The sequence below is a fragment of the Paenibacillus sp. CF095 genome (assembly GCF_900101225.1).
Classification (GTDB): domain Bacteria; phylum Bacillota; class Bacilli; order Paenibacillales; family Paenibacillaceae; genus Paenibacillus.
Genome location: NZ_FMZN01000001.1, coordinates 1,101,417 through 1,116,215 on the forward strand (window position 1 = coordinate 1,101,417; position 14,799 = coordinate 1,116,215).

Genomic DNA, 14,799 nt, shown 5'->3' on the forward strand with positions numbered 1-14,799 from the left:
ACCTTCGGACGCCTGTGAAGCGTCTGAACACATCTGAACTTATAACACTCTGGCGTTCTTTAGCCTGATCTTTCAATAATAAGTGTATCTTATTCATTGAAGACAGGTTAGAGGATAGCCGAAGTGTTTTTTTTATTCATTAGTGTGGTATGTTATATTTTTGAAGAATGAAATCAATACAATCGTTCATGGCTGGAGGGAGATCAATGCAGATGGACAACAACGAAATAAATTCAAAGCATTTGGATCACCTGGATCATATGAATTTTAGGCTCCTTCACGTGAACTATACGAGTGACCCTGCGACGGAGTGGCTTCTGAGGAAACACTTCATTGAAACATACATGTTATTATTTGTAGCCAGTGGACAAGGGTGGTTAAAGATCGATGGCAGTTTCATCGAATTGAAGGCGGGCGGACTGTATGTAGGCTTCCCGGGGCAACTGGTTGAGGCAAATGTGCATTCGTTGGATGAACGAGGCGTGTATCACATGAGTTTTGATGTCATGTACGCACTGGAGCAGGAGGGTGGAACAGCCCTTGATATGATGAAGCAACTTTTACGTAATGAAGTGAATGGCGGGGTCAGCTCATCTTCGCCCGTTGCTGTTGGCGTGATCTGTCAGATGATTTACCACCACACGTTGAAGAAGGATGGTTTGCAAAGGTACTATGGTCAGATTCGTTTTCAGGAACTTTTGTATACCATGTTTTATGACGTGGCCTGTGCCGAAAAGACGGATCTGGCTTCACCAATTGAACATGTCAAAGGCTACATGGAGCAGAATTATTCAAAGAGATTAACCATTGAGGAATTAGCAAATGTGGCACGAATGAGCCCTCGACACTTCATGCGTTTATTCAAGAAAAGGTATGGTTACAGTCCAGTGGACTATTTAACGCTATATCGAATCAAACAAGCCCAGATCTTAATGAGAAATGATCACAGTTATCGACTCAAGGATGTGGCATCGTACGTGGGTTATCAGGATGAGACGTATTTCCGGCGTAAATTCAAACAAATCTCTGGCATTCCACCAGCAGCGTTTATACGTAATAGCAAACAAAAAATTGCTGCACTTCATTCTTTGAGCATTGGTATACTGCTTGCTTTGCAGATCATTCCATGTGCCGCGCCGGCAAGTCATCCGTGGACATACTATTATAGACGTAAATATGAAACGGACAAAGTTATGCCACTAGCAGAGAGTGAGACCACCTGGCTGGAACAGCTTCGATTAGTTAAACCTGATTATATTATTACGATTGGGACGGAGTCTGAGTCTCTGCAAAGTCAGCTACAATCCATTGCTCCAGTGTGTGACCTCCCGTGGGGAAAAGGCGATTGGAGAGAACATTTGAGATATGTTGCAAGCTTTTTGGACAGGTCGGATATTGCAGAGGTATGGCTTCAAAGATATGAAGAGAAGGTAAAGATCATTAAGGATCAGCTTGCAGATTTCATACGAAAAGACAAACTGGTTGTACTCAAAGTTCATGGTGAAGCGTTGCAGATGTTAGGCCCAAGGAGCATTGCTTCCGTTTTTTACGTTGATATGCAAATGGAGGGTCCTGAAGGAGTTGAGACTTATTGGGAACGGGGAACAGCGACCATTAAGGAACTATCTGTTCTCAACGTTGAAAGAATATTACTGATTGTGGGTGATGATGAGACATCCAGGCAGACATGGTCTGCTGTGCGTAAGTCTGAAGAATGGCTTGAGTTGTTAGCAGTACAGGATGGCAGAATGGATATCCTGTTGTCGAGCGTCCTGCTGGACTACACTGCGTTTACCCATGAGCTTATGTTGGATGAAATATTAAAGTTATGGCAAGATCGTCCATAGCAAAAAGTCTGAATAGTCAATATCATGCCTGAACATATTTTATTATACTACTCCTATATCGTAGTGATAATGATAATTATTATTGATTAGACATTGTCATATATTAATGACCTATAGGGGGTACATACAGAATGAGATTCAGATGGTTAACCGTAATATGCACAATGATGTTGATGCTCGTTATTTCGGCTTGTGGTGCAGCAGGCAAAGAAGCATCCTCGAGCAAGGGACAAGAAGCGGGTTCCGCCAATTCTTCAACAACAGAAGCCAGTCAGGTGAAAAAAGTGAACACGGAAATGGGAGAAGTTGAAATTCCGGTGAACCCACAAAAAATAGTTGGTTTGTCCGTTGTATATCCAGAATTTTTATATTCACTTGGCATCGTACCCATTGCTGTACAGAACTACCATGAGGATTTTCCTTCTTACTTGCAAGAGCCATTTGCAAACACGATGAAAATGGGAATAGGAAGAACGCCTAACTTTGAAGCCCTCATGGAGGCAGCTCCGGATTTAATTATCGCTCCTGACTGGTGGTCCAAAAAGGACTATGATCAGCTTACTCTGATTGCACCTACCGTACTTTTGCCACAGCGTGATGATTGGCGCGATGAACTGCGGGATATGGCCAAAGTTTTGGACAAAGAAGAACAGGCAGAAAAGGTGATCCAGGATTTGGTGGATAAGGAGAAGGTAGCTGCTGCCAAATTGGATAAGCTGATTGGTGAGGAGACTGTTCTCTACATTAGAGTGATGGAAAAAGAAATCGTACTTCATGGGGAGAACCTTGACCGAGGAAACTTTGTCCACAAACGATTGGGAATGAATCCACTTCCTAATTTCCCGAAAGATCAAACGGCCATGTCCGTATCCTTGGAAGTACTGCCTGAATACGACGCAGATCATCTGATCGTACAGCTGGATGATGAGACTAATCCGGAAATTAAAAAGAAATTTGAAGAAATGTTATCTTCATCGTTATGGAAAAATCTGAAAGCAGTCAAGCAGGACCACGTCTACATGGTGGGTGGCAAGGAATGGTTCAATCTGGGAATGTCTCCACTTGCCGATGAATATGTCATTGATGATATTGTTGCTGCTTTTGAAGCAAAAAACAAATAAAACAAACTGGGAATGTTACTTGTATCTCGAATTCATAACTAAATAAACAAGGTGTGTTTAAAATGAATGAAGAGGATATCTATGATGTAACCATCATTGGAGGCGGCCCTGCTGGCATGTATGCGGCTTTTTATGCAGGGATGCGTGATATGAAAGTCAAAATCATTGAAGGGAAGGACCAACTTGGTGGTTTTCTGCATACCTATGCGGAAAAAACAATTTGGGATGTTGGTGGCCTGCCACCTATGAAATGTTCGAAGTTGATCGAATGGCTTGTTCAGCAAGCAAATACGTTTAATCCAACGGTTGTATTGAATTGCCAGGTAGAAAGGTTTTCCCGACTGGATAACGGAATATGGAGTATGTATACCGCTGAAGGGGAGATACACCATACGCGCACGATCATTGTTGCAGTAGGCCGCGGTATCGCAGAGATTCAGAAGCTGGAGCTTCAGGAGCCGATTGAATATGAGCAAGAGAACCTTCATTACACCGTGCAAAATCCAGAACATTTCGCTGGGAAGCGTGTACTCATTTCGGGTGGAGGCAACAGTGCTGTAGACTGGGCAATTGAACTTGCTCAACTTGCTCGCAGTGTAGTTGTAATCCACCGGAATAATGAGTTCCGCGCGATGGAACGAAATGTCAGTGAGATGAACAATATAACGGATGTGAGAACACCATACAGCATCACGCAGCTTCATAATAATGGAAATCGAATCCAGCAGGTTGTGATCACGCATATGAAAAGTCAGGACAATGTAGTGTTGGAAGTGGATGAAGTCGTCATTAGTCATGGATATAAAAGCAATTTAAGTGATCTTGCCAGTTGTGGCTTAGAAATGGACGATGGAATGGTTCTAATGAGCCACCATGCACAGACGAGTCTTCCGGGTGTTTTTGCAGCAGGGGACTGTGCGACCCACGAGAGCAAAGTTAGACTCATTGCAGGTGCCTTCAATGATGCGATCGTGGCAGTTAATAGTGCGAAACAATATATGACGCCAGACGCACCCCAGATGGCTTATGTTTCTTCCCATAATGAAATCTTCAGAGAAAAAAATCGACAAATTCCAAGTCTTTAAACTTGGGATTTGTTTGTGTATTTCGATTCGTTGGAGTATTAAAGTCTGATCTTTTAACATTTCCTTAATTTTGGGAGGAATGGAAGGAGTATCGAATCTGTAAGCGGTAATTGTAAAATTTGATCGAAAAAACACAAAAAATCTTGTAAAATTCACAAGAAAAATAGGGAGTACTCTTGCAATCTTTAACCAAAACCCCGAAAATAGAGAGACAGATATAGAAGATTTCTCTTTGGGAGGATTGGAAAGAACATGTGGGGTGCTCCTTTTACGGCTCAAGCCAAAAAAATGCTGCTACTAGGCAGTGGAGAATTGGGAAAAGAGGTCGTTATTGAGGCCCAACGACTGGGAGTAGAGACGATCGCTGTTGATCGTTATGAGAACGCACCTGCAATGCAGGTCGCGCACCGGTCTTACTGCATCGACATGCTGGATGCCGAAGCTTTGAAACAATTGATCCGTAAAGAAAAACCTCATTACATCGTACCTGAGATTGAAGCTATTGCAACAGAAGCTTTACTGGAGCTTGAGGAAGAGGGATTTTGTGTAGTACCTACTGCCCGAGCTGCACGTTTAACGATGGATCGCGAAGGCATCCGTCGGCTTGCAGCCGAACAATTGAAACTTCCGACAGCTGACTACCTTTTTGCGGACAACCTGGAACAACTTCAGGAAGCCGTACGTGAGCTTGGCACACCTTGTGTCATTAAACCATTGATGAGTTCTTCCGGCAAAGGGCAGAGTGTATGCCGTACACCGGGCGACGTGGAGGATTGCTGGAACATTGCTCTTTCGGGAGCACGTGGCAAATCTGTTCGTGTTATCGTGGAGAGCTTTGTGCAATTTGACAGTGAGATTACATTACTTACCGTTAGGTCTGTATCTGGCACCGTATTCTGTCCTCCGATCGGCCACATTCAGAAGGATGGGGATTATGTCGAATCCTGGCAACCTCATGCAATGACTCCTGAACAATGGGAGCAGGCTTGTCATATTGCCAAATCCGTCACGGATGAACTTGGCGGTTATGGACTGTTTGGAGTGGAATTGTTCCTGACTCCGGATGGTGTTGTGTTCAGCGAGGTATCGCCTCGTCCACATGACACAGGAATGGTTACAATGGTGACGCAAGACAGTTCCGAGTTTGCGCTGCATGTACGTGCAATTCTTGGTTTTCCGGTCACAGGTGTACATCTGTTGACACCGGGAGCTTCAGCAACGCTGAAGGCTAATGATGAAACATCTGACTTTACTGTAGGCGGGATAGAAGAAGCACTGGCTATTCCTCGTACTCAGATTCGTGTATTTGGCAAACCTGAGACCAAAGTAGGACGCCGAATGGCTGTAGCCTTAAGTGCTGGCCAAGATGTGGAAGAAGCTCGTAAAACAGCGGTGCAAGCCGCTAATATGCTGAAAGTGGAGGTAAATCATGTCCAATAATGTTGAGGCCCCTGTACTGATGATCCGAGAGTGTGAGCTGCGAGATGCTGAAGCGGTAACGGGACTGATGCGAGAGGTCAGCTATCCGACAACAACCAATGTCATGAAAGAACGCATTGAATGTTTGGAAACCAATCCAAACGCATGCATGCTTGTTGCCGAAGTGGATGAACAAATTATTGGTGTGATTGGCTTGCAATGTGTGCAAAGTCATGCCTATCCAGAACCTGCCGCACAAATTACTTCCCTGATTGTAGGTCAAGAACATCGTGGTGGTGGGATTGGCCGTCGTCTGATGGCTCGTGCCGAAGATTGGGGCAGACAGCAAGGTGGTAAACAACTGTTTGTCACGGGTGCTAACCGTGAAGTGACTTCAACAACGTACTCTTTTTATGAGCACATTGGTTTTCAGAAGAGAGGCTATCGGTTCAGTAAAGTTCTTCTATAGTATAAAAAAAGTTTCTTCTATTGCATGGAAATTCTCATGATATCCTGATCTGCACATTCTGGTGTGGTGAATGATAAATAGATGGTGAAGCGACATTCGACTAGCATTTTTAGTCCGAATGTCTTTTTTTTGTGCTTTTGTCAACGGGGATAGAGCCTTACAGGATAAGCTCTCAGACAAATCTGTAACATTCTAAAAAATGACAAAAAAGTTACTTTTCCATATTTTATAGGTTCACAATCTCCTGTTGAATTGATATACTGCTAGAGTATTAATTACAAAGTTGTAATAACTAATCTTAAGGAGATGAATGAATTTGAAAAAGAAATGGATGAAAACTGTCGTAACGAGTAGTCTGACAGCCGTACTGGCCGTAGGGGTAATGCTTCCTGCTTCCGCGTCTGCTGCAGATTCAACATATAAGACTATCACAACGTACAAAATTACAAGTACAGACAGCTTGAAAGCTTATATTGAGAAATGGCTCAAACAAAATGGATACACCGTATCCGAGGGGCAAATTGTAGAGAAGCCTGCTACGCAGCCTGATCAAACAACGAAACCTGCTGAGCCGACAACAAAACCAACTCAACCAACAACAAAACCTGCTGAGCCTACAACTAAGCCTGAGCAACCGACTAAACCAACACAACCAGCTCAAGAAGAAAAACCGGAAACTACTCCGGCTAAAGATCCTTCAAACACAGGTAATACAGGTAACAATACAAGTAATAATGGTAGCGAAAGCACACAATCCGACTTTGCTACTCAAGTTGTAAAACTTGTGAACGCTGAGCGTGCTAAAGCAGGTCTGAACGCTCTGTCTTCAGATGCACTTCTGGACAAAGTGGCTGTTGCTAAAGTAAAAGATATGAGCAACAACAACTATTTTGATCACCAGTCACCTACGTATGGTTCTCCGTTTGATATGATGAAACAATTCGGAGTAACTTACAGCTATGCAGGTGAGAACATTGCCCAAGGACAAAAAACACCACAGGAAGTGGTTACAGCTTGGATGAATAGTGAAGGTCACCGTGCCAATATTCTGAGCAAAAACTTTACGCATATCGGTGTAGGTTTCTACAACGGATACTGGGCACAAGAGTTTATCGGTAAATAATCGATTTATAATGAAGAAAGTATGAATTTCTTTTCCACAAGGTTATGCCAGCACACAGTTCAAATCTGTGTATGGTATAACCTTTTTTCCGTAAAATGACATAAGGAAAATGAATTCTGCGAATATAGCGCCAAAATTTGCAAATTAACGACAGAACATTTATGTTATTTAGGAATAGCATCATCAGGGCGTGTCTGAAAACTCCGAAGGAAGCGGATTTTCAGACACGCCTTAATGTAAAGTCATTATAAATTATTAAGCACCCGGATTGGTGTACATGAGCGGAGATGTGATGATGAAAAAGAAAAAAAGCCTTGATTCAGCACCATGGATCTGGAGAACCGTCAGTACAGTATCCATCTTGGCAACCTTGTTGTTGTTATTTGGATTTGGATACGCCATAAAAGACGTGATTTTCCCCGAGGGAGATTCAGCGTTAACTACAGGCCAAGAGGCAACTGCTCCATCTAAGGATAAAGGAGGAGAACCGGCTGTAGTGGAAGATGGCAAGATTCGGATGGCTGTCATCGGCGATTCCCTGGCAAGAGGTACGGGGGATGATGAAGGACTCGGTTTTGTGAGACGTGCAGGGAACCTGCTTAAAGATAAAGGATATGACGTTCAGGTTCTTAATAATCTGGGTGTAAACGGTTTGAGAACGGATGCTTTATTGGAAAAACTCGATGAGCAAGGCGTGCGATACGTCCTGCAGCAGTCCAATTTTATTTTGCTCTCGATCGGCGCGAATGATCTGTTCCAGGGAGGACAAGTTCTACAGGGGGAAGATCCGCCAACAGCAGAGCAGCTGGCAGCGGCTTTGCCGGAAACGTCGAAGCGCCTTCAAGAGATATTGAAGAAAGTCAAAGAAATTAATCCCGATGCACAGATTGCGTACATAGGGCTGTACAATCCATTTGGCGATGTGAAGGAACTGGAGAAGCCGGGTAATGCAGTGGTTGCTGCATGGAACGATGCTGCTCTGGCTATTTTGAACAATGAGGACAAGATGACACTGGTCCCTACATTCGATTTATTTGAAAATCATCTGGGGGAGTATCTCTCTTCAGATCATTTCCATCCCAACGGACAAGGTTATGAGCAAATTGCAGTTCGGATCACACAGGAATTCCAGGCAGATACACCGACAGAAGGGAGCGGAAATTAAATGGCAGAGAAGCAGTATGATTCCGTCTTGTCTGTACAGCATCTGAAGAAGCGGATCGGACGCAAGTGGATCATTAAGGACGTTACATTTGACGTAAAACCTGGTGAAATCTTTGGATTTCTCGGTCCCAATGGTGCCGGAAAAACAACAACGATACGGATGCTGGTGGATCTGATCAAACCGACAGAAGGAAAAATTAAAGTCTGTGGTTATGATGTGAATCGGGACCCTGAGCGTGCTTTGAAGTATGTAGGCTCCATTGTTGAAAATCCGGAGGTATATACATATCTGACAGGGTGGGAGAACCTGGAGCATTTTGCCCGCATGCAACCAGGTGTGGACAACGAGCGCATTCAGGAAGTTGTGGATATTGTGCGTCTGGATCAGCGGATTCACGATAAAGTCAGAACATACTCATTGGGCATGCGTCAACGGCTTGGTATTGCACAAGCGCTGCTCGGGCGACCGCGTCTGCTCATTCTGGATGAACCGACGAATGGCCTTGATCCAAAAGGCATTAAGGAACTTCGTGTCTTTATTAAGCAACTTGCCAGTGAAGGTATGGCTGTATTTGTCAGCAGTCACTTGTTAAGTGAGATCCAGCTTCTCTGTGACAGAGTAGCGATTATCAGTGCTGGGCGTGTGCTTGCCGTTGGAGGTGTAAGCGAACTGATAGAAGATCATTCCAAGTTGGCTATATGGCATGTTTCACCACTGGAGCAAGGCAAAAAGATGTTACTGGATGCAGGCATTGCTCTGGTAAGTCGACCTGCGGATGTGATGGATGATACCATTGTTGCGGGCCTTGGTCCAAACGCTGTGGTTGCCGAGATGCATGAAGATCGAATCCCTGATCTGGTGCAGCAGATGGTTCAAGCTGGTATACAGGTTGAAGGGGTACAGCGAATTCAGCCTACGCTTGAACAACTATTCTTAAAAATGACAGAAGGTGAATCCATTGAGTAATATCATGCCGCTGATCCGTAATGAAACGATTAAGATGGTGAAGAAAAAACGGCTTTATATTATATTTATTGTACTTGCGGTCCTCGTACCAATGTTTACGTATGCCCAGATGAAATCTGCGGAGAATAATCGCGACAAGTTTGGTGGCGATTGGCGGCTTGAACTGCAACAGGCCATCACAGACAATCAAAATTCGCTCGGTAGCGATCGGGTACCTGAAGAGTACAAAAAATATAGAACAGTATATATCCAACAGATGCAGTATTATCTCGAAAATGACATCAATCCCAAAGAACCGGGTGGTGTTACCTTTACACGGGAGTTCATGAACAACGCAGTTGGATTGTTTATTCCACTGTTAATCATGGCTATTGCTTCAGATCTTGTTTCAGGTGAACGTACGACAGGTACGATTAAAATGCTTTTAACGCGTCCGGTTAGACGCTGGAAAGTGCTTCTGAGTAAATTAATTACGCTGATTATGTTTGTTTCAATCATAGTGGTATCAGCCTACATTATATGTTATGTCATATCGGGTGCGGTCTTTGGTTACAAAGGCTTCAACATGCCAATCTTCACAGGATTCAAAGTTGTGGGAACAGATGTCGATATGTCGGCAGTGCATGCTGTAGACCAGTGGCTGTATATGCTTATGCAGGCAGGACTGATCTGGTTTGTGAGTGTAATTGTGGCTATGCTTGCATTTATGGTATCCGTACTTGTGCGAAGTACAGCTGCAAGTATCGTTATCATGATGGCCGCTCTGATTGCAGGAACAATCTTGACCAGTATGGCTGCATCCTGGCAGACAGCGAAGTATCTGTTCATGGTTAACCTCGAACTTCCGAATTATTTGTCTGGCGGATTACCTCCAATCGAGGGTATGAATTTAGGTTTTTCCCTTATTGTGCTTAGTGTTTGGGGCATTGCTTCACTCATTGTGTCATTCCTTGTCTTTACGAAACGGGATATCTTGAATTAAAATGGACAAGGATAAGAAAACATCTGTTTGCATTTTAGGCATTTTTTTAGTTGCAAGTTAAGAAGGGGGAGCATGAATGGTCGAGCAAATCGATATGTCGGCAGGATCGACAGGCGGAGGACAGGGGTCTTCAGGCTACGACGCGGACGACATTCAAGTACTTGAAGGGTTGGTAGCGGTACGGAAACGGCCGGGGATGTACATCGGCAGCACCAGCACTTCGGGTCTACATCATTTGGTATGGGAAATTGTCGACAACGCTGTCGACGAACATCTCGCCAAATTCTGCTCCAAAATCGATATCACGCTGCATAAGGACGGTTCTATTACGGTTCAGGATAACGGAAGGGGAATTCCGACAGGTATACATAAAACAGGGATTCCTACTCCCCAGGTCGTGTTTACGATTTTGCACGCAGGCGGAAAGTTCGGTGGATCAGGATACAAAAAATCAGGCGGTTTGCACGGTGTAGGTGCGTCAGTTACAAACGCATTGTCCGAGTGGCTTGAAGTCGAGATTTTCCGTGATGGCAAGATTCATCGTCAGCGATTCGAGTATTGGAAGGACAAAAAAGGGATTGAACATGTCGGTGAACCGGTCTCCGGTCTCGAAGTGTTGGGCAATACCAATCGGACAGGTACAAAAGTTACATTTAAACCGGATATTCGGGTGTTCCAGAACGGCATTCAATTTAATTATGATACATTGGCAGAACGCCTCCAGGAGATTGCTTTTCTGAATTCAGGTCTGAGAATTGTGCTCAAGGACGAACGTTCGGGCAATCAGGATGAATACATGTATGAAGGCGGAGCAAGCCAGTTTGTTGCTTTTCTGAACGAAAATAAAGATGTGTTGCATGATGTTATTCACTTCTATGCGGAGAAGGATGACATTGAAGTCGAAGTGGCAATCCAGTATAACGCGGGTTATACGGAAACACTGGCTTCGTTCGTGAACTCGATCCCTACTCGGGGTGGCGGTACTCATGAGACCGGATTCAGGGCTGCGTATACCCGTGTAATGAATGATTACGCACGGCGTACCAGCATGATTAAGGAAAAAGACAAAAACCTCGAAGGTAATGACCTGCGTGAAGGTATGATGGCCGTCATCAGTGTCAAAATGTCAGATGTTGAGTTCGTGGGTCAGACAAAGGATCAGCTCGGCAGCGCTTCCGCTCGAAGTGCAGTGGATTCGGTCGTGTCCGAGAATATTCAAAGGTTTCTGGAAGAAAACCCGCAGGTAGCTCAAACGTTAATTCGCAAAGCGGTTCAAGCCTCCAGAGCCAGAGAAGCAGCTCGCAAAGCACGTGATGATATGCGTACAGGCAAGAAACGCAGTGAAAGTTCCAACCTGAACGGCAAACTGACGCCGGCGCAATCAAAGGATTTTACCCGCAATGAGTTATTTATTGTCGAAGGGGATTCCGCAGGTGGTTCTGCCAAACAGGGACGCGACTCGAAGATTCAGGCTATTTTGCCCCTCAAGGGAAAACCGCTCAATCCGGAAAAATCGAAGCTGGCCGACATTCTCAAAAATGAAGAATACCGTGCGATTACAGCAGCGATCGGTGCGGGCATAGGAACCGAATTTGCAGTTGAAGACAGCAATTATTCCAAAATTATCATTATGACCGATGCGGATACGGATGGCGCACATATTCAGGTGCTACTGTTGACCTTCTTTTATCGTTATATGAAGCCTTTAATTGATGCAGGCAAAGTATATATTGCTCAGCCGCCATTATACAAACTTACTCGTAAGTCTGGTAAGCTCGCGAGTGTTCGATATGCATGGACGGATGAAGAACTGGCGAATTATATGAAGGAATTCGGTAATAATGTTGAGCTTCAACGTTATAAAGGACTAGGTGAAATGAACCCGGATCAACTGTGGGAGACAACAATGAATCCGGAAACTCGTGCGATGCTGAAGGTACAGATTGTTGATGCAGCAAAAGCAGAACGTCGTGTATCTACGCTCATGGGTGATAAGGTTGATCCGCGGAAACGCTGGATTGTAGAGAACGTCGACTTTACAGAGTACGAAGAATAGAAGGTGCTTGGAATGAGTCCATCAGAACAATTTATGCCGGCCTTTCTCGAAGAGGTCGTTGGGGACCGTTTCGGTCGCTACTCCAAATATATTATTCAGGATCGAGCCATTCCGGATGTCCGGGATGGGTTGAAGCCAGTACAACGGCGTATTCTGTACGCCATGTACGATTCAGGTAATACGCCTGACAAGACTTACCGCAAGTCTGCCAAAACCGTTGGGGACGTAATGGGTAATTATCATCCACATGGTGACTCATCCATCTATGAGGGCATGGTGCGGATGGCTCAGCCATGGAAAATGGGCCATATGCTCGTGGACGGTCATGGTAACTGGGGATCACAGGATGATGACCCGGCAGCGGCGATGCGGTATACGGAGGCCCGTTTGTCGCCCATCGCGATGGAGATGCTTCGCGATATCGAGAAACGGACGGTTCTGTTTAAGGATAATTTTGATAATACGGCCAAAGAACCGGTTGTATTGCCATCCCGTTATCCGAACTTGCTGGTTAATGGTGTCAGCGGTATTTCCTCCGGATTTGCAACGGAGATTCCTCCACACAATTTGCGTGAAGTCATTGATGCTTCGATCGCTGTGATGGAGAAACCGTCAATTGAGCTGGACGAGATCATGATGTTTATGAAGGGGCCAGACTTTCCAACAGGCGGATTGATTATGGGCGGTGACGGCATTCTGGATGCCTATCGCACAGGTAAGGGACGGATCTATATCCGGTCCAAAACCGAGATTGAAAATATGCGTGGTGGCAAACAGCAGATCGTCATTACCGAAATTCCTTATCAGGTCGTGAAGTCTCGTCTGGTTACAGCGATGGAGAACATCCGACTTGAGAAGAAGGTTGAAGGTATTGCCGAAGTGCGTGATGAGAGCGGACGTGAAGGTCTGCGAATCGTGGTTGAGTTGAAAAAAGAAGCGGACGCACAAGGTATTTTGGCTTATTTGCTGAAGAAAACCGACCTGCAGGTCACCTATAACTTCAATATGGTTGCGATTGTGAATAAAGCACCACAACAAATGGGATTGAAATCAATTCTGGAGGCTTACATTGCCCACCAGCGGGAAGTTGTTACATTCCGTACCCGGTTTGAGCTGGAGAAAGCGGAAGACCGTGCACATGTGCTGGAGGGCTTGGTTAAAGCTCTTAACATCCTTGATGAGGTCATTGCAGCGATCAAAGCTTCGAAGAACCGGCAGGATGCTCAGAATAACCTGATGTGGATGTTTGGATTCACGGAACGTCAAGCGGATTCCATCCTTACTTTGCAATTGTACCGTTTGACAAATCTGGAGATTAACTCTCTGGAGAAGGAACTTGGTGAGCTGATGAAAAAGATTGCGCAATTACGATCCATTCTGGATAGTGACCGCAAGCTCATCGGAGTCATCCGCAAGGAATTGATGGAGATTCGTGAGAAATACGGCATAGACCGTCGTTCTGCGATCCAGGGTGAAGTGGAAGAACTCAAGGTTAATCTCGAAGTACTTGTGAACGCGGAAGATGTATTTGTTACGTTATCCAAAGAGGGATATGTGAAACGTACAGGCATGCAGTCCTTTACACGTTCTGGTGGTGAACGGAGCGGAAGTGGAGTAAAAGATGGCGATTATATCGCTCAGGTTCTGGAAGTAAACACGCTTGAGAACTTGCTTGTCTTTACGAGGAAAGGTCAGTATTTCCTGTTACCTGTTCATCAGGTACCTGAATTCAAGTGGAAAGATCCAGGCACGGCCATTGTGAATGTGATTCCCCTTGCGAAAGATGACCGTATTGCAAGTGTGCTTGCTGTGAAATCCTTTGAAGAGCCAAATCACAGTCTGGTCTTCGTTACGCGAAGAGGACAGGTGAAACGAACGGAGCTGAAGGATTACGTTACCAAGCGTTCCGGTGCAGTTGCGGCTTGTAAAGTGGGCAAGGACGATGAAGTGTTATCTGTACATCTAAGTACAGGCGCTCAAGATATTATGCTGATTACAAAAGAAGCCATGGCGATTCGTTTCCGAGAGGATGAGGTCAATCCAATGGGACGTGTATCCGGTGGTGTTCGTGGTATTCAGTTGAGAGATACAGATGAAGTTGTATCCGCTCTATGGGTAGAAGGAGATGAAGGTGAAGTTGCCGTGTTGTCCGATCTGGGATATGGTAAACGTTCATTACTCCTGGATTATGCTGTCCAGAGCCGTGGAGGCAAGGGGCTTGCCACATTCGAGTTCAAAGAAGGTAAACGTGTGAAACCGAATGGCAGCCGTATTGTTGGAGCGTTTTATTGCAAAGAGCAACGTAAGATCACTGTAATGACTAAGGAAGGCCAAGTGCATCAGATCTCTTCGGAAGGTGTTCCGATTACTGAGCGCAAACATATTGGCAAACTGATTGTTCCTGTGGATAAACAGGACGAGATCGTTGAACTTCTGAGGGACTTCAATGAGAATCAACCAGCATCATCTTCATAAAAACAAACAAACGAGACTTTTCGCGGAACAGCTAATCCTGTCATGCGAAGAGTCTTTTTTTGTTGTTCGAAGGCGGATTAGAAGAGGTCAT

11 protein-coding genes are annotated in these 14,799 nt (G+C 44.8%); all 11 read left to right on the forward strand.

From position 1 onward, the window contains the following. Window positions 1-206 precede the first annotated feature (206 nt). The 11 genes from BLS69_RS04935 to gyrA all read left to right on the forward strand — a co-directional run bounded on the left by BLS69_RS04935 (window position 207) and on the right by gyrA (window position 14,708). Window positions 207-1,847, forward strand: coding sequence for an AraC family transcriptional regulator (locus BLS69_RS04935; RefSeq protein ID WP_176872594.1), 1,641 nt, complete (start codon window positions 207-209; stop codon window positions 1,845-1,847). Window positions 1,848-1,978: 131 nt separating this feature from the next. Then, the gene (locus tag BLS69_RS04940) at window positions 1,979-2,968 is read left to right on the forward strand and encodes an ABC transporter substrate-binding protein (RefSeq protein WP_091029004.1); all 990 of its coding nucleotides are present in this window, start codon (window positions 1,979-1,981) and stop codon (window positions 2,966-2,968) included. A 62-nt stretch (window positions 2,969-3,030) separates the two neighbouring features. Beyond that, a complete protein-coding gene (locus BLS69_RS04945) occupies window positions 3,031-4,053 on the forward strand; it encodes an NAD(P)/FAD-dependent oxidoreductase (protein WP_091029006.1) in 1,023 nt (340 codons plus the stop codon). Between the two features lie 252 nt (window positions 4,054-4,305). After that, window positions 4,306-5,493: a formate-dependent phosphoribosylglycinamide formyltransferase gene (gene purT / locus BLS69_RS04950; RefSeq protein ID WP_091029007.1), complete on the forward strand. Its 1,188-nt coding sequence runs from the start codon at window positions 4,306-4,308 to the stop codon at window positions 5,491-5,493. Continuing rightward, the gene (locus tag BLS69_RS04955) at window positions 5,483-5,941 is read left to right on the forward strand and encodes a GNAT family N-acetyltransferase (RefSeq protein ID WP_017687788.1); all 459 of its coding nucleotides are present in this window, start codon (window positions 5,483-5,485) and stop codon (window positions 5,939-5,941) included. The genes purT and BLS69_RS04955 overlap by 11 nt, the downstream gene beginning before the upstream one ends. A 316-nt stretch (window positions 5,942-6,257) precedes the next feature. After that, the gene (locus BLS69_RS04960) at window positions 6,258-7,064 is read left to right on the forward strand and encodes a CAP domain-containing protein (protein ID WP_091029008.1); all 807 of its coding nucleotides are present in this window, start codon (window positions 6,258-6,260) and stop codon (window positions 7,062-7,064) included. Window positions 7,065-7,356: 292 nt separating this feature from the next. After that, window positions 7,357-8,229, forward strand: a complete 873-nt coding sequence (locus BLS69_RS04965; protein ID WP_371129033.1) for a GDSL-type esterase/lipase family protein — start codon at window positions 7,357-7,359, stop codon at window positions 8,227-8,229. Continuing rightward, window positions 8,230-9,195, forward strand: coding sequence for an ABC transporter ATP-binding protein (locus BLS69_RS04970; protein WP_091029011.1), 966 nt, complete (start codon window positions 8,230-8,232; stop codon window positions 9,193-9,195). It begins immediately after the preceding gene. After that, window positions 9,188-10,177 (forward strand): ABC transporter permease, encoded by a 990-nt coding sequence (locus BLS69_RS04975; protein WP_036613298.1) that lies wholly within the window; start codon window positions 9,188-9,190, stop codon window positions 10,175-10,177. The genes BLS69_RS04970 and BLS69_RS04975 overlap by 8 nt, the downstream gene beginning before the upstream one ends. Window positions 10,178-10,253: 76 nt before the next feature. Then, entirely contained in the window at window positions 10,254-12,233 is a 1,980-nt protein-coding gene (gene parE / locus BLS69_RS04980; protein WP_091029012.1) for a DNA topoisomerase IV subunit B, read from the forward strand. Window positions 12,234-12,245: 12 nt separating this feature from the next. Further along, complete coding sequence (gene gyrA, locus BLS69_RS04985) at window positions 12,246-14,708, forward strand: DNA gyrase subunit A (RefSeq protein ID WP_091029014.1); 2,463 nt, start codon at window positions 12,246-12,248, stop codon at window positions 14,706-14,708. Window positions 14,709-14,799: the final 91 nt, after the last annotated feature.

Bases quoted from the DNA above. Each gene is read 5' to 3' on its own strand.
- BLS69_RS04935 (WP_176872594.1), top strand. From the start codon at position 207: ATGCAGATGGACAACAACGAAATAAATTCAAAGCATTTGGATCACCTG.
- BLS69_RS04940 (WP_091029004.1), top strand. From the start codon at position 1,979: ATGAGATTCAGATGGTTAACCGTAATATGCACAATGATGTTGATGCTC.
- BLS69_RS04945 (WP_091029006.1), top strand. From the start codon at position 3,031: ATGAATGAAGAGGATATCTATGATGTAACCATCATTGGAGGCGGCCCT.
- purT (WP_091029007.1), top strand. From the start codon at position 4,306: ATGTGGGGTGCTCCTTTTACGGCTCAAGCCAAAAAAATGCTGCTACTA.
- BLS69_RS04955 (WP_017687788.1), top strand. From the start codon at position 5,483: ATGTCCAATAATGTTGAGGCCCCTGTACTGATGATCCGAGAGTGTGAG.
- BLS69_RS04965 (WP_371129033.1), top strand. From the start codon at position 7,357: ATGATGAAAAAGAAAAAAAGCCTTGATTCAGCACCATGGATCTGGAGA.
- BLS69_RS04970 (WP_091029011.1), top strand. From the start codon at position 8,230: ATGGCAGAGAAGCAGTATGATTCCGTCTTGTCTGTACAGCATCTGAAG.
- parE (WP_091029012.1), top strand. From the start codon at position 10,254: ATGGTCGAGCAAATCGATATGTCGGCAGGATCGACAGGCGGAGGACAG.
- gyrA (WP_091029014.1), top strand. From the start codon at position 12,246: ATGAGTCCATCAGAACAATTTATGCCGGCCTTTCTCGAAGAGGTCGTT.